Origin of the sequence: Janthinobacterium agaricidamnosum NBRC 102515 = DSM 9628, assembly GCF_000723165.1 — a bacterium.
GTDB classification, from domain to species: Bacteria; Pseudomonadota; Gammaproteobacteria; order Burkholderiales; family Burkholderiaceae_D; genus Janthinobacterium; species Janthinobacterium agaricidamnosum.
This window is the reverse complement of record NZ_HG322949.1, coordinates 3,180,998-3,202,331: the sequence shown is the minus strand read 5'-3', so window position 1 is coordinate 3,202,331 and position 21,334 is coordinate 3,180,998. Positions and strand designations below refer to the sequence as shown.

16 protein-coding genes and 3 tRNA genes are annotated in these 21,334 nt (G+C 60.8%); 13 read left to right on the top strand and 6 right to left on the bottom strand.

What is annotated here, in order from left to right:
* Positions 1-100: 100 nt before the first annotated feature.
* A complete protein-coding gene (locus GJA_RS13600; RefSeq protein ID WP_038499812.1) occupies positions 101-1,411 on the top strand; it encodes an NAD(P)/FAD-dependent oxidoreductase in 1,311 nt (436 codons plus the stop codon).
* 122 nt (positions 1,412-1,533) lie between these two features.
* On the opposite strand, the gene GJA_RS13595 is transcribed toward GJA_RS13600, so the two are convergent.
* Positions 1,534-2,214, bottom strand: coding sequence for a sensor histidine kinase (locus GJA_RS13595; RefSeq protein WP_339325659.1), 681 nt, complete (start codon positions 2,212-2,214; stop codon positions 1,534-1,536).
* 298 nt (positions 2,215-2,512) lie between these two features.
* Here GJA_RS13595 and GJA_RS13590 point away from each other — a divergent pair, with 298 nt between their 5' ends.
* Positions 2,513-2,911, top strand: a complete 399-nt coding sequence (locus tag GJA_RS13590) for a hypothetical protein (RefSeq protein ID WP_038493105.1) — start codon at positions 2,513-2,515, stop codon at positions 2,909-2,911.
* 39 nt (positions 2,912-2,950) lie between these two features.
* Here the strand turns inward: GJA_RS13590 and GJA_RS13585 are convergent, their stop codons facing one another.
* On the bottom strand, positions 2,951-3,931 hold the full coding sequence (locus GJA_RS13585; protein ID WP_038493103.1) for a diguanylate cyclase domain-containing protein: 981 nt from the start codon (positions 3,929-3,931) through the stop codon (positions 2,951-2,953).
* Between the two features lie 325 nt (positions 3,932-4,256).
* Positions 4,257-6,482: a hybrid sensor histidine kinase/response regulator gene (locus GJA_RS13580; protein WP_038493101.1), complete on the bottom strand. Its 2,226-nt coding sequence runs from the start codon at positions 6,480-6,482 to the stop codon at positions 4,257-4,259.
* Positions 6,483-7,152: 670 nt separating this feature from the next.
* Here GJA_RS13580 and GJA_RS13575 point away from each other — a divergent pair.
* The 4 genes from GJA_RS13575 (at position 7,153) to GJA_RS13560 (ending at position 8,301) form a co-directional block, all read left to right on the top strand.
* Positions 7,153-7,551 (top strand): RidA family protein, encoded by a 399-nt coding sequence (locus GJA_RS13575; protein ID WP_038493099.1) that lies wholly within the window; start codon positions 7,153-7,155, stop codon positions 7,549-7,551.
* Between the two features lie 301 nt (positions 7,552-7,852).
* Positions 7,853-7,929 (top strand) — tRNA-Arg (locus GJA_RS13570).
* Positions 7,930-8,039: 110 nt separating this feature from the next.
* Positions 8,040-8,116 (top strand) — tRNA-Arg (locus GJA_RS13565).
* A gap of 108 nt (positions 8,117-8,224) precedes the next feature.
* Positions 8,225-8,301 (top strand) — tRNA-Arg (locus GJA_RS13560).
* Between the two features lie 59 nt (positions 8,302-8,360).
* Here GJA_RS13560 and GJA_RS13555 read toward each other — a convergent pair.
* Complete coding sequence (locus tag GJA_RS13555; protein ID WP_038493097.1) at positions 8,361-9,245, bottom strand: helix-turn-helix domain-containing protein; 885 nt, start codon at positions 9,243-9,245, stop codon at positions 8,361-8,363.
* Positions 9,246-9,666: 421 nt separating this feature from the next.
* Between GJA_RS13555 and GJA_RS13550 the strand changes: the two genes are divergently transcribed.
* Positions 9,667-10,623, top strand: a complete 957-nt coding sequence (locus GJA_RS13550; protein WP_038493095.1) for a phytanoyl-CoA dioxygenase family protein — start codon at positions 9,667-9,669, stop codon at positions 10,621-10,623.
* Between the two features lie 127 nt (positions 10,624-10,750).
* A complete protein-coding gene (locus GJA_RS13545; RefSeq protein WP_038493093.1) occupies positions 10,751-11,896 on the top strand; it encodes an alpha-hydroxy acid oxidase in 1,146 nt (381 codons plus the stop codon).
* A gap of 17 nt (positions 11,897-11,913) precedes the next feature.
* Here the strand turns inward: GJA_RS13545 and GJA_RS13540 are convergent, their stop codons facing one another.
* Both GJA_RS13540 and GJA_RS13535 read right to left on the bottom strand, forming a co-directional pair.
* Entirely contained in the window at positions 11,914-12,888 is a 975-nt protein-coding gene (locus GJA_RS13540) for a D-2-hydroxyacid dehydrogenase (protein WP_038493091.1), read from the bottom strand.
* 2 nt (positions 12,889-12,890) lie between these two features.
* On the bottom strand, positions 12,891-13,853 hold the full coding sequence (locus GJA_RS13535; protein WP_038493089.1) for a LysR family transcriptional regulator: 963 nt from the start codon (positions 13,851-13,853) through the stop codon (positions 12,891-12,893).
* 175 nt (positions 13,854-14,028) lie between these two features.
* Between GJA_RS13535 and GJA_RS26725 the strand changes: the two genes are divergently transcribed.
* From GJA_RS26725 to GJA_RS13515, 5 genes are all read left to right on the top strand, one after another.
* On the top strand, positions 14,029-14,217 hold the full coding sequence (locus tag GJA_RS26725; RefSeq protein WP_242404536.1) for a hypothetical protein: 189 nt from the start codon (positions 14,029-14,031) through the stop codon (positions 14,215-14,217).
* Entirely contained in the window at positions 14,214-15,065 is an 852-nt protein-coding gene (locus tag GJA_RS13530) for an alpha/beta hydrolase (RefSeq protein WP_038493087.1), read from the top strand. The genes GJA_RS26725 and GJA_RS13530 overlap by 4 nt, the downstream gene beginning before the upstream one ends.
* A gap of 247 nt (positions 15,066-15,312) precedes the next feature.
* The gene (locus GJA_RS13525; protein WP_038493085.1) at positions 15,313-16,557 is read left to right on the top strand and encodes an efflux RND transporter periplasmic adaptor subunit; all 1,245 of its coding nucleotides are present in this window, start codon (positions 15,313-15,315) and stop codon (positions 16,555-16,557) included.
* A gap of 4 nt (positions 16,558-16,561) precedes the next feature.
* On the top strand, positions 16,562-19,744 hold the full coding sequence (locus GJA_RS13520) for an efflux RND transporter permease subunit (RefSeq protein WP_038493083.1): 3,183 nt from the start codon (positions 16,562-16,564) through the stop codon (positions 19,742-19,744).
* Positions 19,744-21,237, top strand: a complete 1,494-nt coding sequence (locus GJA_RS13515) for an efflux transporter outer membrane subunit (RefSeq protein ID WP_038493081.1) — start codon at positions 19,744-19,746, stop codon at positions 21,235-21,237. Before GJA_RS13520 ends, GJA_RS13515 begins: the two co-directional genes overlap by 1 nt.
* Positions 21,238-21,334 lie beyond the last annotated feature (97 nt).

The following is a 21,334-nucleotide window of genomic DNA, read 5'->3' as shown; positions in this document are numbered from 1 at the left end:
CATGTTCATGTATTAATCAAGCACGTATCGTTCAAAATGGCGGATGTTGCGCTCAATACGCGTCGGCAGCGACGCACTGCGCTGTTTTGACTGGCAATCCATGGGAGGTAGTTTGCATAGCAAAATCGTGATCGTAGGTGGTGGAGCGGGCGGCCTGGAGCTGGCCTGCAAGTTGGGCCGCAAACTCGGCCCCGGCCTGGTGACACTGGTGGACAGCCGCCTGTACCATATCTGGAAACCATCGCTGCACGAGGTCGCGGCCGGCACGCTCGACATTCACCAGGAGGGCCTGTCTTACCAGATGCTGGCCCACGATAATGGTTTCAGCTATGTGTATGGGGCAATGACCGGCCTTGATGCGGCGGCCAAGCAATTGACGGTCGGCCCGATTGCCACCGATGACGATGAAGAAGTAATGCCTGAGCGCCATATCAGTTACGACTCGCTGGTGATGGCGGTCGGCAGCACCTCGAATTATTTCGGCGTGCCCGGCGCCCAGGAATACACCATTTCGCTGAACGCCACCGAAGACGCCGAGCGCTTTCGGCTGACCTTGCTGAAATTGCTGGCCATGGCCGAGATGCGCACTTCCGGCGCCGGCCAGTCCGGCGTCGATATCGTCATCATCGGCGGCGGCGCCACCGGCGTCGAACTGGCCGCCGAATTGCGCGAAGCGAGCGGCGTGTATGCCGCCTACGGTTTCCAGAGTTTGCAGCCGGTCAAGGATGTGCGCATCACCTTGCTGGAAGGCGCGCCGCGCATCCTGGCGCCGTTGCCGGAGCGGGTTTCCGCCGCCGCGCTGAAGCTGCTGAACCAGCGCGGCATCACGGTGGTCACCGATACCCGCGTCACCGCCATCGATGCGCACAAGGTCAGCGTGGCCAGCGGCGCCGACTATGCGGCCAACCTGTGCGTGTGGGCGGCCGGCATCAAGGCGCCGGACTTCCTGGCGCAGTTGGGCTTGCCGGTCAACCGCAGCGGCCAGATCGAAGTCGACGGCGCCCTGAGCGTGCCGGGCGTGCCGGATGTGTATGCGCTCGGCGATTGCGCCGCGTGCACCGGCGCCGATGGCAAGCTGGTGCCGCCGCGCGCCCAGGCGGCGCATCAGCAAGCGGATTATTTGCTGAAGACCTTCCTGTTGCAGCAAGCGAACAAGCCGAAGCAAGGCAAGCCGTACCGCTACCGCGATTACGGTTCGCTGGTGTCGGTCGGTTCCAGTACCTCGGTCGGTACGCTGATGGGCTCGCTGAAAGGCTTGAGCTGGTTTGTCGAGGGCTTCGTGGCGCGCACCATGTATGTCAGCTTGCACCTGATGCATCACAATGCGGTGCTGGGCACGGTGCGCACCGGCGTACTGGCGCTGGCGCGGTTCCTGATCAAGCGCACTACGCCGCAGGTGAAACTACATTAAACAGAGCGCGCGCCGCACACAACATCGATGGCGGCGTTGCATCGTCTTGTCGACCATGCGTACTGCCCACGGCGTACTGCCTGCGGCAATGCGCCTTGCCCTGAATGCTTTGTTCGGCGCTCTCAAGATGATTTGCGCGGCAATGTTACTGTCAGGGTGGTGCCGCGCCCGTCCGGGCCGGCTTGCAGGCTCAGGGCGCCGCCCAGGTATTGGACCCGCTCGCGCACCGAGCGCAAGCCATGCTTGCCGGTGGCTGACGCCTCTTGCTGCGCCGGCATGCCGACGCCGTTGTCCTTGACCGTCAGCGTCAGCGCTTCGTCGTTGTCGTCGACGATGATGTCGACTTCGCTGGCCTGGGCGTGGGCCGCGATATTGCTCAGCGCTTCTTCCAGCGTGCGCAACAGCGCCACGCCATAATTGCGCGGGCAAACCAGTTCATCTTCCGGCAGGCTGCAGCGCACGGCGATGTGCTGCTGTTCCGCGAACTGGATCGACAGCTCGCTCAGCGCGACATTGACACCGAGGAATTCCAGCTTGTCGTTCCACAATTTTAACTGCATCTGGCGATTGGTTTCGATTACATTTGCGAGTAATTGTTTCATTACGGCAGTGCGATCGATCAACGCCTGTTCTTGCGGCATTTTTTGCGCCAGCAGCGACAAATGCATGCTCAGCGCCGTCAGCGACGACCCCAGGCTGTCGTGCAACTGGCGCGACAGGCTGCGCCGTTCATCATCCCAGCTGGTATTGACATGGCCGAGCAATTCGCTCAAGTCGGCCGCCCGTTGCGCATCAATGTGCACGGAAGGCGCAAGCTGCGTCAAGCCAGTAGTGGAATCTTGTTTTGCCGGTTCGAACATAGCGTGCCGTGAAGGGTCAAAAAGTAGAACAGCGTATTTTACGTCCAGATAATACATGAGGAATGAAATTCGCGGCGCACTCCGGGGCGGCGGAAGATAATTTCCTACAAGTAAATTTAGTTTCCTAGGTGGCAGATAGTCGATGGCGGACTCTGTCTGGTTTCGCACATACGCGGCGGCGCGGCTGTGGGATAGTGCAGGGACGGAAATGACTTCCTCTACCGAGCCGAAAGGAAACATCATGAATATCGACACTATCGTAGACCAGGAATACCTGGGCAAGAGTTTCACCGAAATCGTCGGCGCGCCGCTGAGCGCCTTGCGCGGCCTCAGTATCAAGGATGCCAAGGCCTTGCAGCAAGCGTTCGGCGTGCTGACCGTGCGCGACTTGGCGAACTTGAATTTCGTCAAATGGGCCAGCGCACTGGCCACGCTGGCCGACGAGGAAGCGCTCAGCGGCGGCGCCAGGGCCAAGGAGGATTTGCTCGACGAAGCGGTCGAAATGACATTTCCGGCCAGCGATCCGATCTCGGTCGACGCCGGCATCACGCGCATTGAAGTAGCGCCGGAAAAGGTCGACGCGCAAGGCGATCACCAGCATGCCGGCAAACATCAAGTCACTGCCAGCGAGGCCAAATAGGGTATTGCAGGGGGCGGTTCGGTGGCGCGCTGCCAGCGATCAGGCGATCGATGGCAGCGCGCTTTGATGGTGCGCGACAGTCGGTTTGGCGCCGCGCGGCGCGCAGCAAAAGCGGTTCTTGCCGGCCCGTTTGGCCTGGTATAAGGCGGTGTCGGCCGCGTTCAGCAAGGTTTCCACCGACAGCGCATCGTCCGGATAGATGCTGATGCCTATGCTGGTCGACAAGTTCAAGGTCAGGTCGTTGATGAAATAGGGCGCGGAAATGATATCGATCAATTTCGTGGCCGGCTCGCGCGCGTCGCCGGAACCGCACAGGTCGCCCAGCACGATGACAAATTCATCGCCGCCGATGCGCGCCACGGTGTCTTCCTTGCGCGATGCGTCGACTAGCCGGCCGGCCACCATTTTCAGGATGTCGTCGCCATAGGCATGGCCGTAAGTGTCATTGATGGCCTTGAAGCCATCCAGGTCGAGATACAAAATGGCGGCTTTGCCGCGATTGCGGGCCGCATGCTGGACCGTGTTTTCGATGCGGTCTTCCAGCAAGCGCCGGTTCGGCAAGCCGGTCAGCGCATCGTGCAGCGCCAATTCCTGCTGCTGTTTGCTGTATTGCGCCAACTCCTTGTACAGCAGCCGCACTTCCAGCATATTGTGGATGCGTTTATGGACTTCCATCAAATCGAACGGTTTGCTGATGAAATCGCGGGCGCCGGCCTCCAGCGCGGCGATCTTGAAGCTGGGCTGGGCAGTCAGGGCCAGCACTGGCAGGTAGCCGCTTTGTTCGATTTCCTTTAAACCTTTCATGACCTGAAAACCGTTTAATTCAGGCATTTGCAGATCGAGCAAGATCAAGTCGTAGCACTGTTCGCGATGCATCGCACACACCAGTTCCGGGTGCATGGTGGCGGTGGTGTTGGTGTAGCCGGCATCGCGCAGAATTTCCAGCATCAGGTCGATATTGTCCGGCGCATCGTCAACGACCAGGATTTTGGCTTTTAGTATTTCTTCTTGGCTAGGCATAGTGATCTCTGTCAATGCTGAAAAGTCGGCGCCTACGGCCGAGCGCGCTCCAGATAGTAGCGCCTTGGGAAAACAAGGGGCGCACGGCAGGTGTGCTGCACGGCAAGTTCCAGAAGCGGGCGGGGCGGCAAATCCGTATGGGCTGTCCAATCAATCATATCGATGGATTCAGTGTAGCAAAAGAATGATAAGTTGCTTGTAGGACATTGCCGCGTCTGCGGGTAGGAACCCGAAACGATTTTATTATCATTCTTATAGCGGCTATTGTCTTTTTTGCTGCGCCCGCTTGCCGCGCCAGCTGGCTGCACCAGGGCCGTCGGCGGCATCAGCGTTCTTGCACAGCCATGCCGGGCGCCACCAGGCCGGCCACCGCGGCGATCAATTCCGTCGGTTCCACCGGTTTTGATACATGGGCGCGGAAGCCGCTGGCCAGTGCGCGTTGCCGCTCTTGCGAACGGGCAAACCCGGTCAGCGCGACGGCGGGCAGCGCGCCGCCCGATTCCGGCCCCAGCGCGCGCACCAGCGCCAGTAATTCGAAACCGTCGATGTCGGGCATGCCGATATCGCTGACCAAGACGTCTGGGCGGGTCTTGACCACCAGGTGCAGCGCTTGCGCGGCGCTGGCGGCGGTGACGACTTCGGCCTTGCAATCGCTCAGTATGCGCTGGATCAGTTCGCGCGCATCCGCTTCATCGTCGACTACCAGCACTTTGACGCCCGACAAGTCGCGCAATGGCATGTCGCCGTTGTCCTGGCGCGGCAGCGGCGCATAGCTGCGCATCTGGCGGCTGGCTGCGCTGTCGCTGGCCAAGGGCAGGCGCAGCGTAAAACTGGCGCCGCGGTTCAAGCCTTCGCTGCTGGCGGACACCGTGCCGCCATGCTGTTCGACCAGGTGCTTGACGATCGCCAGTCCCAGTCCCAGGCCGCCATGCTTGCGGGTGGTCGACGCGTCGGCCTGGCGGAAGCGCTCGAATACATGGCCCAGGAATGGCGCTTCGATGCCGATGCCGTTGTCGCTGACGGTGATGTCGACGTGGGCGTCGTCGGCCTGGCGCACGGCGATCTGCACGCGGCCGTCGCGCGGCGTGAATTTGAGCGCATTCGACAGCAAGTTCCACATCACTTGCTGCAAGCGGCTGGCGTCGCCGGCGATGGGGCCGGCGGCCGGATCGATCGACATTTCCATCTGTATATTCTTGGCCTCGGCGGCCGGGCGCAGCGCTTCGATGGCGGCGTCGATGACGGTGGCCGGCAAAATCGACTGCATATCCAGCAACACCTTGCCGGACGTGATGCGGCTCATGTCGAGCAAATCCTCGATCAGCTGCGCTTGCGCGCGGGCATTGCGTTCGATGCTTTGCAAGCCCCGGTGCAAATCGGCCTGGTCGCGCGTGCCGCGCCGCAATACCTGGGCCCAGCCAAGGATCGCCGACAGCGGGGTGCGCAATTCATGCGACAGCGTGGACAGGAACTCATCCTTGATCTGGTTGCTGTGTTCGGCTTCGTTACGGGCGCTGCGTTCGCTGTCGAGCAAGATCTTGCGTTCTTGCGCCGCTTGCTGGGCCGCCGCGTACATGCGGGTATTGTCCAGTGCCACCGCGGCCTGCGCCGCGATGCCGGCGATGATGCGCTCGGTGCGCTGGCTGAACATGGCCGCTTCCGGATGGCCGAACAGCAGGTAGCCGATCGCCTCGCCGAAACGGGAATGCACCGGCGCAATCAGATAGCTGCGCAGCGCTCCGCTGACGCCCAGTTGTTCGCCGATGTTGTCATAGCGCGGATCGGCCGGCGCATCGTCGATGCGCAGCATGGCGCCGCCGCGCAGCTGCGGCGGCAACAGCGCCTGGGCGCGCGACGCGGCGCCGGACTGGGTCTGCAGTGTCGGCGCGGTATGCCCGGGATCCTGGTAAAAGAACGCGCCGAAATGTGCGCCGCTGATGCTGGTGGCGCTATCGGTCACGGCTTGCAGCAGCGCGCGCAAATCGAGCGTGCCGGCCAGCGTGGCGCCGGTGCGGTTCAGCAACTCCAGCAGATTGCTTTCGTCGCGCAGGTTTTGTTCGTGTTGGCGCCGCGCCGCGTCGGCCTGCCTGCGCTGGCTGATGTCCTGGATGTGGCTGGTCAAGCCTTCGCTGGATGGATAGGTGCGCACTTCCAGCCAGCGTTGCAGCGGCACATAATATAACTCGACGGTCATGCCGACGCGGGTTTCCAGCGCCTGGCGATAGTGGCTTTCCAGCGCGCTGCCGCACAAGGCGGGAAATGCCTGCCACAACTGGCGGCGGGGCAGGCTGCCGGCCGCCGCGCGCCGCGCGCCCAGCAGATCGGCAGCATGTTGGTTGATGCAAGTGATGGACCAGTCGCGGTCGACCGCCAGGAAGCCATCGCTGATGTTTTGCAGCAAACTCTCCATACGTTCATTCGACAGGCGCAGCGCTGCTCCGGGGTCCAGTATTTCCTGTCCTGCGTGACCATGCGCCGTCATTGCAGTGCCCGGGCTGCGCATCGCTGCCAATTGCGACAGCATTTCCTTGTCGCGGTCGTGCTTGGCCATCAGTAGTCCCGCATCAGGTTGACGGCGCTGGCCGCCGCTGGTCCGCGCCAGGCGGGCGAACGGAAAATCAGGTCGGTAGGCTCGATTGAAGTCGTCATGAGTGCGCGGCTGAGCCGTCATTTATCGTAACAGCGGCGGGCTGGTATTTCCGCCTGGCGCGAGATCCGCCGTCTACTCTTGCATTGTATCCCCAACCGCAGAATCGGCTCGCACCATTGCCACAGTCCGGCTAGCGGACCCGGGCGTCGTTTTTGGCCACTCACGACGGATAAAAAAAAGCCCGCTCGAGAGCGGGCTAAATCTATTTTCCGTTAAGAGAATAGAGGAGACAGCTGAATCATGCTGCATCGCAAAATAAAAATCAAATTTTTGTTGGTGATGAAAGAAATCAGCTTGGTGAATGAGTGCCGGATCCCTTGGCCATGAGGGGTTAAACGGACATTTTCACTATTTTGGTGCACTGCAAAATATTAATGCACCGGCGTGGTGCTGTCGCTTAAAAGCATCAGCCGGCCCTGGCCTGTCGTGCTGTGGGGGGGGGGGCATGATTGGGAATCAACAATGTGTTGATGTTATTTATTTAATCAACAAAATGTTGTGATATGCTGAGGTAACCGCAGGCTGGCGCTGTGCAGCCTGATCCTTCATATTTGTCAGTCCTTGGAAAAACATGAGTAAATTAAACAAAGTAGTCGCTGGTCCTGTTGAATTCCATGCCACCGAAGGCAGTCCCTATCCTTTTTCGGATGCGGTGCGGGTCGGCGACACTATCTATCTGTCCGGGCAGATCGGCCTCGGACCGGATGGCCTGGCGGACGGTTTCGAGGCCCAGTCGCGCCAGATGATGGATAACGTCGCCGCCACGCTCAAGAGCATGGGCCTGGGCATGCAGCATTTGGTGAAGTGCTCGGTGATGATCGCCGATATGTCGAAGTGGAGCCGCTTCAACGATATCTATATTACTTATTTTGAAGCTGGCCGCTATCCGGCGCGTTGCGCAATGGGCAGTAATGGGCTGGCGCTGGGAGCGGAACTTGAAATCGACTGTATCGCCCATGCACCCCAATAAGCCTTGCAAGGATGTCACACATTGCTGTCATGCATGCAAAGTTTTATATTCGCCATGGAATAGTTTGTTTTCACACTAGACAGCCCGCTGGCTTATCCCTATAATCCTGCTTCTTTCGAGGGAGCAACTCTTCGAAACACAAGTTTCAAGGCTGAACAAGCAAGGTCATTTGTGAAAAAGCGTGGGCTTTTTGTGGATGAAAAGTTGGCGGGCAATGCGTGGCAATATCGCGTAAAACCAGCTAAGCGATTGAAAAATCAAGCTTTTCAAAACGAAGTGAATACGATACAATGTTGCATGCGCGGCTGTAGCTCAGCTGGATAGAGTACTTGGCTACGAACCAAGGGGTCGTGGGTTCAATTCCTGCCAGCCGCACCAGAATTTTTGTTGTCAGATGAAAGTCTGGCGATGCGTTCTAAAAAGTCATACCTTTGTTGTAGTGCGTGTATGGCACAGGCAATAAAGTGAGTTGTAGTATCTAGAGTTTTGCGGCTGTAGCTCAGCTGGATAGAGTACTTGGCTACGAACCAAGGGGTCGTGGGTTCAATTCCTGCCAGCCGCACCAGAATCTTGTTGTCAGCAAACGCTGGTGGCAGTATTCAACAAGTAGTGGCTTGACTTGGATGGCTGAAAAGCTTGAACGGTCAAGTAAGTTGTAAGATGTAAAGTTTTTGCGGCTGTAGCTCAGCTGGATAGAGTACTTGGCTACGAACCAAGGGGTCGTGGGTTCAATTCCTGCCAGCCGCACCAGAATATCAGGGGTCAGATTGAAAAATCTGATCCCTTTTTTCTTTTCCGCATGCTGTTTGTCAGTCTTTGCATGACGTTTCTCGTGCACCATCCCGGTAATGACGCCGGAATGCGCGTGGCGTGCCGTTCTTGAGCTGTTTGAACTGGCGGTTGAAATGCGCCAGGTTGCGATAGCCTGACTCTTGCGCGATGACGGCGATCGATTTATCCGTCTCGATCAATTGCTGGCAAGCTTGGCCGATGCGCAATTGCGTCAAATAAACACTGGGCGTGCACACCGCATGGCGCTTGAAAAAGCGCTGGAAGGCGCCGGCCGACAAGCTTGCCTGCTGCGCCAGCAGCGCCAGCGGGATTTCTTCCCTGAAATGCTGGTGCATATAATCGAGCACCCGTTCCATTCTTTTTTGCTGTACACCGGCATCGATCGCCGTCAGCGCGCGCGCAACCAGCGGTTGCGCATCATGGTCGCCGGCCAGATGCAGCAATATGTCCAGCAGCAACGGCAGCCGTTGCGGCGGCGCCAGCGCTTGCAGGCGCAGCATCAGCGGCGCGCAATGCCGCGCGGCGGCCGGCGTGAAATGCAAACCCGGTCCCGCCTTGTGTCCCAATTGCCGCAAGCCGCGCAATTCCGGGAAAACCTGTGCCAGCTGCGCCAGCCATTCGGCAGAAAACCAGGCCACCACCGCCAGCATCGGCTGCGCCGCATCGATGCGCTCGCTGGCCGACCAGGTATGCGGCAAATTCGGACCGACCAGCACCAGGTCGCCGGGGCCGAAATCAGCCAGGTGGTCGCCGATGTAGCGCTGGCCGCGCGCATTCATCGTCAGGGTCAGCTCGAATTGCGGATGGTAATGCCACAGGAACGGCAATTCCGGCAGTTCGCGCCATAACAGCCCCCAGGAATGGCCGGGCGGTATCGTTACCTGTTCAAATTGAGGTGTCATGGTGACGATTTTTTGATGGCTTTTTAGTGATGTAGAGCGCCTGACAAAATGTTCAGGGCAAGGCGCATTGCCGTGGGCATCACGCCGTGGGCAGTACGCCGGGGGCAGTACAAAGGGTCGACAAGGCAATGTAGCGCCGCCATGGATGTTTTGTTAGGCGCTAAGAGCCTATCCCAGTAGTGAGCGTCTTGTTCTGGCCGCGCATCAGGAGCGCGGACCAGGCGTAAGGAGGACGCGTGGCGGGCCACGCGACGACGATCAACGCAGTCCCCGTTCCTGAGGAGCGCCAGAAGAGGGCGTATTCATCTACTGGGATAGGCTCTAAGTCAGGATAGTATCAATATCGGCTGGTCCTGGCACATTTGCCTGCTTGTTTTGGCCGCAAAATTTGTCTGCCCGATTACCTGACAAAGGAGACAAGATGAACCACCGCTACCACGCTGGCGACCAGCGCCCCGGCAATCCGTCGGTGGCCTGCGCTGAACAAACCCAGTTGCGCGATATCCAGAAAAGCTTGCCGCTGCGGGTCTTGTCGCAGGCCGACTTCCTGCATTGGCAAACCTATGGTTATGTGATCGTCCGCAATGCCGTGCCACCGGAGCAAGTCAAGCGCAGCGCCGATTTCTTGTGGGAATTCCAGGGGCTGGACGAAAACGATCCAGGCTCATGGAACCAGGCCCAGTTGCGCGACCATGCGATGAAGGAATTGAACGGTTCCGGCATGGTCGAGGCTTACCATCATCAAACCTTGTGGGATAACCGCCAGACCTTGCGCATCTACCATGCCTTTGTCGATATCTGGGACCGCGAAGACTTGTGGGTCACCATCGACCGCGCCAACCTGAACACGCCGAACCATGGCAAACGCAGGTTTGCCGGTTTCATCCACTGGGATGCCGACACCACGCTGTACCCGCTGCCGGTCAATGTGCAGGGTGTGCTGGCCTTGTCCGACACCTCGCCGGCCTCCGGGGGATTTCAATGCTATCCAGAATTGTTCAGGAATTTCGTGGAATGGCGCAAGACCGTGCCGCCGGACCGCAATCCGTGGCAGCCGGACTTGGCGACGGTGCCGTATGCGCTGGAATTCATCGCGATGCAGCAGGGCGACTTGCTGATCTTTAACAGTTTGCTGGCGCACGGCATCCGGCCGAATACGTCGGATCATCAAGTGCGGCTGGCGCAATACATTTCCTTCACGCCGGCGCAAGCAGACAATCAGGCGCTGCGCGACTGGCGCGTGGCAAGCTGGCATGAACGTTGCGCGCCGCAAGGATATGCGTTTCCCGGCGACCCGCTGGAGCGCGAAAAGACCCGTTACCCGCGTGCGCAATTGAGCGAATTGGGCGAGAAAATCCTCGGTGCGCGGCGCTGGTGACGGTTGTGCGCCGCATCCAGCGGACGCCTTGCGCTTGCGCGTTTTACTGTACGGCTGATTTAACGATAGCCAATTGGCCGCAAATATCCGATGATGGTGCGCATCACTCATCAAAAGGAAAGCGTGCATGACGATCATTACCTGTGTCGAGGACTTGCGTGTGCTGGCGAAAAAAAGAGTGCCGCGCATGTTTTACGATTATGCCGACACCGGTTCATGGACTGAATCGACCTACCGCGCCAACAGCAGCGATTTCGAACGCATCAAATTCCGCCAGCGCGTCGCCGTCAACCTGGAAAACCGCAGCCTGCAATCGGCGATGGTGGGACAGCAGGTGGCCATGCCGGTGGCCCTGGCGCCGACCGGCCTGACCGGCATGCAGCATGCCGACGGCGAAATCCTGGCGGCCCGGGCGGCCGAAAAATTCGGCGTGCCGTTTACCTTGTCGACGATGAGCATTTGCTCGATCGAAGACGTGGCGGCCCACACCAGCAAACCGTTCTGGTTCCAGCTGTACGTGATGAAAGACCGCGATTACATCAACCGCCTGATCGACCGCGCCAAGGCGGCCAACTGTTCCGCGCTGGTATTGACGCTGGACTTGCAGGTGCTGGGCCAGCGCCACAAGGACTTGCGCAACGGCTTGTCGGCGCCGCCGAAATTGACCTTGCCAAATATTATCAACATGGCCGGCAAGCCGCGCTGGTGCCTGGGCATGCTGGGCACCAAACGGCGCGGCTTCGGCAACATCGTCGGCCATGCGGCGTCGGTGTCCGGCATGACGTCGCTGCATGAATGGACACGGCAGCAGTTCGACCTGACGCTGTCGTGGGCCGATGTCGAGTGGATCAAGCGGCGCTGGGGGGGCAAGCTGATCCTCAAAGGCATCATGGATGCCGAAGACGCCCGGCTGGCGCTGGCCAGCGGCGCCGATGCGCTGATCGTGTCGAACCACGGCGGCCGCCAGCTGGACGGCGCGCAATCGTCGATCGGCGCGCTGCCGGCCATCGTCGATGCGGTCGGCGGCCGGATCGAAGTGCATATGGATGGCGGCATCCGCTCCGGCCAGGACGTGATCAAGGCGCTGGCGCTGGGCGCCAAGGGCGTGTATATCGGCCGGCCCTTCCTGTACGGCCTGGGCGCGCTGGGCGAGCAGGGCGTCGGCAAATGCCTGGACATTATCCGCAATGAACTGGATTTGACGATGGCCTTCTGCGGGCTGCGCGACGTGCGCCAGGTGGACCGGACTATTTTGCTGCCGGGATCGTTCTAGCGTTTGGCCCCGCCGGCTCAGCCGACCAGATTCCTCGGCGCCCCCGCCGCAAACGCTTCCAGGTTATCGATCAACTGGTCCGCCAGCGTCTGCATCGCCTGGCCGCTGGCCCAGGCCGTGTGCGGGGTCAGGATGAAATTCGGCAACCGCAGATTGAGCAGCACATGGTCGGCCGGCGGCGGTTCGCTGGACAGCACGTCGAAACCGGCGCCGGCGATCACGCCATCGCGCAACGCCATGGCCAGCGCCGCCTCGTCGACCAGGCCGCCGCGCGCGGTGTTGATCAGCAGCGCGTTGGGTTTCATGCGGCCCAGTTCTTGCGCGCCGATCATGTTGCGGGTCTGCTGGTTTAGCGGCAGATGCAAGCTCAGTACATCCGAGGTTTCCAGCAATTCATCCCATGCCACCTGGGTGATGCCGGCGTCGGCTACCTTCGAGCGGCTGTAGACGATCACCTGCATGCCGAACGCGCGCGCCAGCTGCGCCACCGCCTTGCCCAGCGCGCCATAACCGGCCAGTCCCAGGCGGCTGCCGGCCAGGTCCTGGACCGGATGGCCGAACAGGCAGAATCGTTCCGATTTTTGCCATAAGCCCGCCTCGATGTCGGCCCGGTATTCGAGCAGCCGGCGCCGCAGGGCCAGCATCAGCGCCAGCGTGTGTTCCGGCACCGATGCGCGCGAGTAGTCGCGGATGTTCGATACCACGATGCCGCGCGCGCGGCACGCGGCCAGGTCGATGGCGTCGGTGCCGGTGGCGGCCACCGCGATCATTTTCAAGTGCGGCAGCCGTTCCAGGTCGCTTGCCCGCAGCGGCACTTTGTTGGTGATGGCGATGGTCGCGCCGGCCAGGCGCGGCGCCGCGTCGGCCGCGCCAGTGGCCGGATATTCCTGCCAGGTATGGTCGAAGGCGGGCCGGCGCACGTCGGCGATCAGGCTGTCGCGGTCCAGGAAAACAATCTTGTGTGCGGTATCCCTTGTGGCGACGGTGCTCATGTTTATTTTCCTGTCTCGATAGTGGGAATGGCCGGCGCGCCATGCACCGGTTTGCTTTTCAATTGGGTGCCCGGATGGTTGGCGAACAGTTCGGCGACCCATTCGACGAACACCCGCACTTTGGCCGACAGGTGGCGGTTTTGCGGATACACCACGTGAATCGGCAGCGGGTCGGAACTCCAGTCGGTCAACAACTCTTCCATTTTACCGATGTCGATCAGCGGCCCCAGCATGAAGTGCGTCATTTGCACCACGCCCAGCCCGGCCAGGCCGGCGCTGATATAGGCGTTCGAGTCGTTCAGCGCGATATTGCTGTTCATCGTCATCTGGATACGCTCGCCATCGCGCGTGAAATCCCATTCGAAGGTCTTGCCGGTCTTGGCCGAGAAAAAATTGACGCCGCGGTGGTTGACGAGCTCGTTCGGATGCAAGGGCCGGCCATATTTTTCCAGGTAGGATGGCGCTGCGCAAGTCAGGAAGTGCAAGATGCCGACCCGCCGCGCGATCAGCGTCGAATCGCCCAGTTCGCCTCCGCGCACCGCGCAATCGACGCCTTCCTCGACCAGGTCGACCGGCCGGTCGCTGCTGCCCAGTTCCAGCTGGATGTCGGGATAACGTTCGAAAAAGTCGGGCAGGGCAGGAATGATGAAGCCGCTCGACAGCGCGGTCGGCGCATCGACGCGCAACCGTCCGCTCGGGCTCAGGCGGTTGCGCGACAGCGATTCCTCGGCGTCGCGCACGTCCGACAGGATGCGCAGGCAGCGTTCATAATAGGCGGCGCCGTCGGCGGTGATGCTGACGTGGCGGGTGGTGCGATGCAGCAACTTGACCGCCAGCGTACTTTCCAGCGTTTGTATCAAGGTCGACACTGTCGCCTTCGGCAACTGCATATTTTCGGCCGCGCGCGTGAATCCGCCAGCGTCGACCACCTGTATGAAAACTTCCATCGCCTGCAGTTTATTCATTTTATTCCCTATTGTTCAGGATCCCGAACAATCAATTCGGCTTTCAGCTATTTATCAGATTGTAGAACAAGTCTATAGTTGTTGTACTGCAGCATGGATTGCAGCACGTGTTTATCGTTATCAGGAGAATGTCATGGGTCATCGGAATGGAATCTTTGCAGTACTGGCTCTCGCTTTGAGCTCGGTTGCTTTGGCCGGGATGGTGTACACCGACGCTTATTCGCACGCGGCGCAAGCCGAGGCCAGCGGTTATTACGCGCTGACGTCGGAAGTCGGCAATGGCGCTGTGCTGCTGTGCTCGAACGATGAACAGGTGTTGCCGGCGAATGTGGAAGCGCAAAACGGCAAGGCGGTCACCCAATGAGCATCGCCCTCGACGCGCCGCTGAATATCCGCGAGATTGAAGTGCAGGGCGCCGAAGGGCCGCTCGCTGCGCGGACTTACCGGGCCGGTCTGAATACGACCAAGCGCGACAGCCTGATCGTGTTTTTCCACGGCGGTGGTTTTGTCGGCGGCGACCTGGGCGAGTGCGACGATTTCCTGCGTTGCCTGGTGCAAAGCAATCCTGCCCATGTCGTGATGAGCACCAATTACACGCTGGCTACCGTGCGGCCATTCCCGGCGGCGGTGGAAGATGCGCATGCGGTGCTGGTATGGGCCAAGAAACACAAGGCCAAGCTGGGCTGGACCGGCCAGCAAATGATTGTTTCCGGTATCGAAGCGGGTGCCAACCTGGCGGCGGTATGCACCTTGATGTCGCGCGACCGGGGCGGCCCGGCGCTGGCCGGCCAGTTGCTGATCATGCCGATGCTCGATCCCGGCTTGTCGACCTGTTCCATGCGCGCGGTGCCGAGCTGTCCGGATATGAGCCAGGTGGCCGACGCCTGCGCCGCCGCCTACCGGGGCTATTTGCCGAATGCGGCCGACCGCAGTCATCCGTATGCGTCGCCGCTGCAATCGAGCCGCTTGAAGAATTTGCCGCCGGCACTGATTTTGTCGGCCGAGGACGACCCATTACGCGATGAAGCTGAACAATACGGCGTCAAGCTGATCGCCTGCGGCATCAAGACGACCGTGCGGCGCATGCCGGCGGCGCCGCTCAGCGATCCGGACGCGCGCAGCAAGTGCGCCTGTCGTGTACATGTGTTGGCTGAAATCGCCAGTTTTGTGGCCGGCCTGACAGCCGGTTCCGGACCAGAACCGGCTTCATAAAGGCAACAACAGGGAATGGCGAAATAAATTACACTGAGTAGTTTACTTATTGATGGTTATCAACTACACTGTGTAGTGTACATGCATAACGCGTGCTGTGTACATATCTGGTCGATTTTTCGCAGCCCATCCATCTATTTCCATAGCGGCGCCTGAGCGGGCGCCAGCCTGAACGCACCTGTTTTTAAAGCTGGGCAGTATCGTGACGCCTGTACCATTAAAAATTTTCATATAAAAAGGGAACTAAATGAAAAACGCTAAACAATTAAGTGCTTTGGTCCGGCCTCTGGCCGGCGCCATGGCTGTGGCGGGATTGCTTGCTTTCAGTCTTGCGGGTTGCGATTCTGCCAATAGCAAAACGCCGGAAGCGCCGGCCGCCGGCGGTCCGCCGATTTCGGCCGCCAATGTGCTGGAAAAACAGATCACCGAAACCCAGGAATTCTCGGGCCGCCTGGAAGCGATCGAACAGGTGCAGATCCGTCCGCGTGTCGGCGGTTTCATCACCGCGATCAATTTCAAACCGGGCGGCGAAGTCAAGAAAGGCGACGTGCTGTTTGTCATCGATCCGCGTCCTTACCAGGCCGAAGCCAACCGCGCCGAAGCGGCCGCCGCGGCCGCCCGCGCCAAGGCCGACCTGGCCAAGCTGGAACTGGTGCGCGCTGAAAAACTGCTGGCCGACAAAGCCATCGCCCAGCGTGACTACGATCAAAAAGCGTCCGACCAGAAGGAACTGGAAGCCAACGTGCGCGCCGCGCAAGCCCAGTACGAAACGGCCAAGCTGAACCTGGGCTACACCCAGGTGGTGTCGCCGATCAATGGCCGCGTCTCGAAAGCGGAAATCACGCTGGGCAACCTGGTCGACACCTCGGCCGTGCTGACGTCGGTGGTGTCGCTGGACCGCATCTACGCCAGCTTCGACGGCGATGAAGATACCTATCTGCGCGTCGGCGCCGCCTCCCACAAAGGCCAGCCGGCCAGCGTGAAAATCGGCCTGGCCAATGAAACCGGCTTCCCGCACGAAGGCAAGCTGGAATTCGTCGACAACCAGCTCGATCCGAAGAGCGGCTCGGTGCGCATGCGCGCCACCCTGAACAATAGCGACGGCGCGCTGGTGCCTGGCCTGTTCGCCCGGGTGCAGCTGGCCGGTTCGCAAGACGTCAGGAGCGCGCTGCTGATCAACGACCGCGCCATCAGCACCGACCAGGACCGCAAGTTCGTCTACGTGGTCGGCGCCGACGGCAAGGCCGAGTACCGCTCGGTCACGCTGGGACCGCAAATCGAGGGCATGCGGGTGGTGCGCGACGGCTTGAAGGCGGGCGAAAAAATCGTCGTCAACGGTTTGCAGCGGGTCCATCCCGGCGCACCGGTGACGGCGCAGATGGTGGCGATGGATTTCGATCCGATGGCGCCCGCCAAGCCTGCTCCAGCCAAGCCGGAAGTAAAAAAAGATGACAAGTTAGCCGCCGTTAAGACCGGCGCTGTAAAGGAATAAGAATATGAACATTTCACGCTTTTTTGTCGACAAGCCGATTTTTGCGGCGGTATTGTCGATCATTATCTTCGTGGCGGGCTTGATCTCGATCTTCAAGCTGCCGATCTCGGAGTACCCGAACGTGGTGCCGCCGTCGGTGGTGGTGCGCGCGCAGTATCCGGGCGCCAATCCGAAGATCATCGCCGAAACTGTGGCCGCGCCGCTGGAAGAGCAGATCAACGGCGTCGAGAACATGCTCTACATGTCCTCGCAAAATACCTCGGACGGCGCACTGGCGCTGACCGTGACCTTCAAGATCGGCACCAACGTCCAGCAAGCGGAAACCGAAGTGCAAAACCGGGTGCAGCGCGCCTTGCCGCGCCTGCCGGACGAAGTTCGCCAGATCGGCGTGACGACCGTCAAGTCTTCGCCGAACTTGACCATGGTGGTCCACTTGCAGTCGCCGAGCGGCCGCTATAGCGACCTGTACCTGCGCAACTACGCGGTGCTGAACGTCAAGGACCAACTGGCGCGCCTGCCCGGCATGGGCGAGGTGCAACTGTTCGGTTCCGGCGACTATGCGATGCGGGTCTGGCTCGATCCGCAAAAAGTGGCGGCCCGTAACCTGACCGCGGGCGACGTCGTCAATGCGATCCGCGAGCAAAACGTGCAAGTCGCGGCTGGCGTGATCGGCGCCGGTCCGGCCAAGGACGCCGACTTCCAGCTGACCGTCAATACCCAGGGCCGTTTGCAAACGGTCGAGCAATTCGGCACCATCATCGTCAAGGTGAACGCCGACGGCGCGGTGACGCAGCTGAAGGACGTGGCGCGCCTGGAAATGGGCTCGAACTCGTATGCCTTGCGCTCGCTGCTGAACAATAAATCGGCGGTGGCGATTCCTATTTTCGAGGCGCCGAACGCCAACGCGCTGCAATTGTCCAGCGACGTGCGCGCCAAGATGGCCGAGCTGTCCAAGGATTTTCCCGAGGGCGTAACCTACAGCATCGTGTATGACCCGACCCAGTTCGTGCGCGAATCGATCAAGTCGGTGATCCACACGCTGATCGAAGCGATCATCCTGGTGGCGCTGGTGGTCATCATCTTCCTGCAAACCTGGCGTGCGTCGATCATCCCGCTGCTGGCGGTGCCGGTGTCCATCGTCGGTACCTTTGCCGTGATGCTGGCTGTCGGCTTTTCGATCAACACGCTGTCGCTGTTCGGGCTGGTGCTGGCGATCGGTATCGTGGTCGACGATGCGATCGTGGTGGTGGAAAACGTCGAGCGTAATATTACCAATGGCCTGGCGCCGCGCGAAGCGACCATCCAGGCGATGAAGGAAGTCAGCGGCCCGATTATCGCGATCGCGCTGGTGCTGTGTGCCGTGTTCGTGCCGATCGCCTTCGTGTCGGGCTTGTCGGGCCAGTTCTACAAACAGTTTGCGCTGACCATCGCCATCTCGACCGTGATCTCGGCATTCAGCTCGCTGACGCTGGCGCCGGCGCTGGCCGCATCGCTGCTGAAACCGCACGACGCGCCGAAGGACGCGCTGACGCGCGGCATGGACATGATCTTCGGCCGTTTCTTCAACTGGTTCAACCGCTTCTTCAACCGCGCTTCGCACAACTACGAAACCGGCGTCACCGCGGTCTTGCGCCGCAAGGGCGGTTCGCTGGTGGTGTATGCGCTGCTGGCGGTGGCCGCGGGCTTCATGTTCAAGCTGGTGCCGCCGGGCTTCGTGCCGGCGCAGGATAAACAGTACCTGATCGGTTTCGCGCAATTGCCGGACGCCGCGTCGCTGGACCGTACCGAAGCGGTGATCCGCAAGATGTCCGACATCGCCAAGGAAATTCCCGGCGTCGAATCGTCGATCGCTTTCCCGGGCCTGTCGATCAACGGCTTCACCAATGCGCCGAACGCGGGCATCGTGTTTACCGGTTTGAAACCGTTTGACGAACGCACCAGGCCGAGCGAATCGGGTGAGGCGATCGCCGCCGAAATCAACAAGCGCATGGGCGTGGTGCAGGATGCCTTCATCATGGTATTCCCGCCGCCGCCAGTCAATGGCCTGGGCACCACCGGCGGTTTCAAGCTGATGCTCGAAGACCGTGAAAACCTCGGTTACGACGCCTTGTACAAGGCGGTGCAGGCAGTGCAGATGAAGGCATGGCAAAACCCGAAACTGGCAGGCGTGTTCTCCAGCTTCCAGATCAACGTGCCGCAGCTGTTCGCCGACATCGACCGGGCCAAGGCCAAGCAATTGGGCGTGCCGCTGCAAACCATTTATCAGACCTTGCAGATCAACCTCGGTTCGCTGTACGTCAACGACTTCAACCAGTTCGGCCGCACCTACCAGGTGCGGGTCCAGGCTGACGCGCAGTTCCGTTCGCACGCCGAAGACATCGCGCAACTGAAGGTTCGCAACGACAAGGGCGAAATGATCCCGCTGTCGTCGCTGATGCGCATCAAGGACAGCTATGGTCCGGACCGCGTGCAGCGCTACAACGCCTACGTGTCGGCTGAAATGAACGGCGCTCCGGCCCCGGGCGTGTCGAGCGGCGAAGCGCAGGCTGAAATGACCAGGATCGTCAACCAAGTGCTGCCGAAGGGTATCGCCTACGAATGGACCGAGCTGGTGTACCAGGACATCTTGTCCGGCAATACCATGATCTACGTGTTCCCGATCTGCGTGCTGCTGGTGTTCCTGGTGCTGGCCGCCCAGTATGAAAGCTGGACCTTGCCGCTGGCGGTGATCCTGATCGTGCCGATGTCGATCCTGTGCGCACTGATCGGCGTCAAGCTGACCCATGGCGACAACAACGTGTTTACCCAGATCGCGCTGTTCGTGCTGGTCGGCCTGGCGTCGAAGAATGCGATCCTGATCGTCGAATTCGCCCGCGAACTGGAAACCCATGGCCGCACCATCGTCGAAGCCGCGCTGGAATCGTGCCGTCTGCGCCTGCGTCCGATCCTGATGACGTCGATCGCCTTCATCATGGGCGTGGTGCCGCTGGTGTTCTCGCACGGCGCCGGTTCCGAAATGCGTCATGCGATGGGCGTCGCGGTATTCGCCGGCATGCTGGGCGTGACCTTCTTCGGCCTGTTCCTGACGCCGGTGTTCTACGTCTTGCTGCGCAAGCTGGCCGACCGCTTTGAGAAAAAACCTGCCGCCGCGGCTGTCGCCGCGCCTGCTTTGGAAGGAAACCATTAATGAACTCGCATACCACGATGGCCAAGCGCGTTGCGCCGCTGCTGGCAGCGTTGCTGCTGGCGGCCTGCGCCGCGCCTGAATTCAAACAGCCGAAGGTCGACATTCCGGTCGCCTTCAAGGAATCGCAAGCGATTCAGACCGCGTCCGACGGCACCCAATGGAAACAGGCCGCATCGGCCGAAGCGCAGCCGCGCGGCGAATGGTGGCTGGCCTTTAACGATACGGCGCTGAACCAGCTGATCGCGGACGCCACCCGCGCCAACGCCAACCTGGCGGTGGCGGCGGCCCGCGTCAAGCAAGCCCGGGCGATTGCCGGCATCGCCGAAGCCGACCGCATTCCGCAAATCGGCGTGAATGCGGGCGCGCAGCGCAACCGTTCGTCGGCGCTGTCGCTCGGCTTGCCGAACGGCACGCCGGTGGCGCCGGGCATGATTTACCAGGCCAACCTGACGGCCAGCTATGAAGTGGACCTGTTCGGCCGGGTCGCCTCGAATGTCAGCGCATCGCAAGCCGATGCCGCCGCCGTCGAAGCGACTTACCGTTCGGTGCTGTTGTCCTTGCAGGCCGACGTGGCGCAAACGTATTTCAATTTGCGCGAAACCGACGCCGAACTGGCGACGCTGCAGGAGACCGTGCGTCTGCGTGAAGAAAACGTCAAGGTCAACCAGAGCCGTTACGACCTGGGCGACATCGGCGAATTCGACCTGGCCCGCGCCAAGACCGAATTGTCGACCTCGCGCGCCGAAGCCATCGGCTTGCAGCGCCAGCGCGTCACCAACGAGCACGCACTGGCGGTCTTGCTGGGCAAGCCGGCGGCCGAATTCACGGCCGGCGTCAGCCCGCTGCTGGACTCGAACCTGCTGCCGGTGATCCCGGCGGGCATGCCGTCGACTCTGCTGGAGCGCCGTCCTGACATCGCCGCCGCACAGCGTACCATGGTGGCCTCGAACGCCCGCATCGGCATCGCCAAATCGGCGATGTTCCCGGCGCTGTCGCTGAACGCCGCCGCCGGCAGCGCGACCGACACCTTCTCGGACATCTTCAAGTGGAGCAGCCGTTCGTGGGTGCTGGGCGCGCTGATGTCGATGCCGATCATCGACGGCGGCCGCAACAAGAACAACATCCTGCGCAGCGAAGCGGCGCTGGAAGAGTCGGTTGCCAGCTATCGTCAAAGCGTGCTGGTGGCGTTTGCCGAAGTCGAAGACAACCTGGCCGGCTTGCGCATTCTGGCGGGCCAGACCCGGCAGATCGACGAAGCCGTGGTATCGGCGCGCCGTTCGGCCGACCTGGCGCAAAAACTGTATGCGGCGGGCCGTTCCAGCTACCTGGACTTGCTCGATGCGCAGCGCAACCTGGCGGCCATCGAACGCAACGCGGTGCAATTGCGCGGCAGCCGTGCGGTGACCACCGTGGCGCTGATACGCGCACTGGGCGGCGGCTGGGGCGACCAGCCGGCCGCGGCGCAAGCCAGCGCGCAAGTCGCTTCGAACTAACCCGGTAGTTGTTGTGTTGAATACGGCGGATGCGCAGGTGCGCTCCGCCGTATTTTTTTGCCTTGAAAAATAATTGAATCCGATCCGCCATCCGAGT

Coding starts and splice junctions, on each gene's coding strand:
- GJA_RS13600 (WP_038499812.1), top strand. CDS start 101: ATGGGAGGTAGTTTGCATAGCAAAATCGTGATCGTAGGTGGTGGAGCG.
- GJA_RS13590 (WP_038493105.1), top strand. CDS start 2,513: ATGAATATCGACACTATCGTAGACCAGGAATACCTGGGCAAGAGTTTC.
- GJA_RS13585 (WP_038493103.1), bottom strand. CDS start 3,931: ATGCCTAGCCAAGAAGAAATACTAAAAGCCAAAATCCTGGTCGTTGAC.
- GJA_RS13580 (WP_038493101.1), bottom strand. CDS start 6,482: ATGGCCAAGCACGACCGCGACAAGGAAATGCTGTCGCAATTGGCAGCG.
- GJA_RS13575 (WP_038493099.1), top strand. CDS start 7,153: ATGAGTAAATTAAACAAAGTAGTCGCTGGTCCTGTTGAATTCCATGCC.
- GJA_RS13555 (WP_038493097.1), bottom strand. CDS start 9,245: ATGACACCTCAATTTGAACAGGTAACGATACCGCCCGGCCATTCCTGG.
- GJA_RS13550 (WP_038493095.1), top strand. CDS start 9,667: ATGAACCACCGCTACCACGCTGGCGACCAGCGCCCCGGCAATCCGTCG.
- GJA_RS13545 (WP_038493093.1), top strand. CDS start 10,751: ATGACGATCATTACCTGTGTCGAGGACTTGCGTGTGCTGGCGAAAAAA.
- GJA_RS13540 (WP_038493091.1), bottom strand. CDS start 12,888: ATGAGCACCGTCGCCACAAGGGATACCGCACACAAGATTGTTTTCCTG.
- GJA_RS13535 (WP_038493089.1), bottom strand. CDS start 13,853: ATGAATAAACTGCAGGCGATGGAAGTTTTCATACAGGTGGTCGACGCT.
- GJA_RS13530 (WP_038493087.1), top strand. CDS start 14,214: ATGAGCATCGCCCTCGACGCGCCGCTGAATATCCGCGAGATTGAAGTG.
- GJA_RS13525 (WP_038493085.1), top strand. CDS start 15,313: ATGAAAAACGCTAAACAATTAAGTGCTTTGGTCCGGCCTCTGGCCGGC.
- GJA_RS13520 (WP_038493083.1), top strand. CDS start 16,562: ATGAACATTTCACGCTTTTTTGTCGACAAGCCGATTTTTGCGGCGGTA.
- GJA_RS13515 (WP_038493081.1), top strand. CDS start 19,744: ATGAACTCGCATACCACGATGGCCAAGCGCGTTGCGCCGCTGCTGGCA.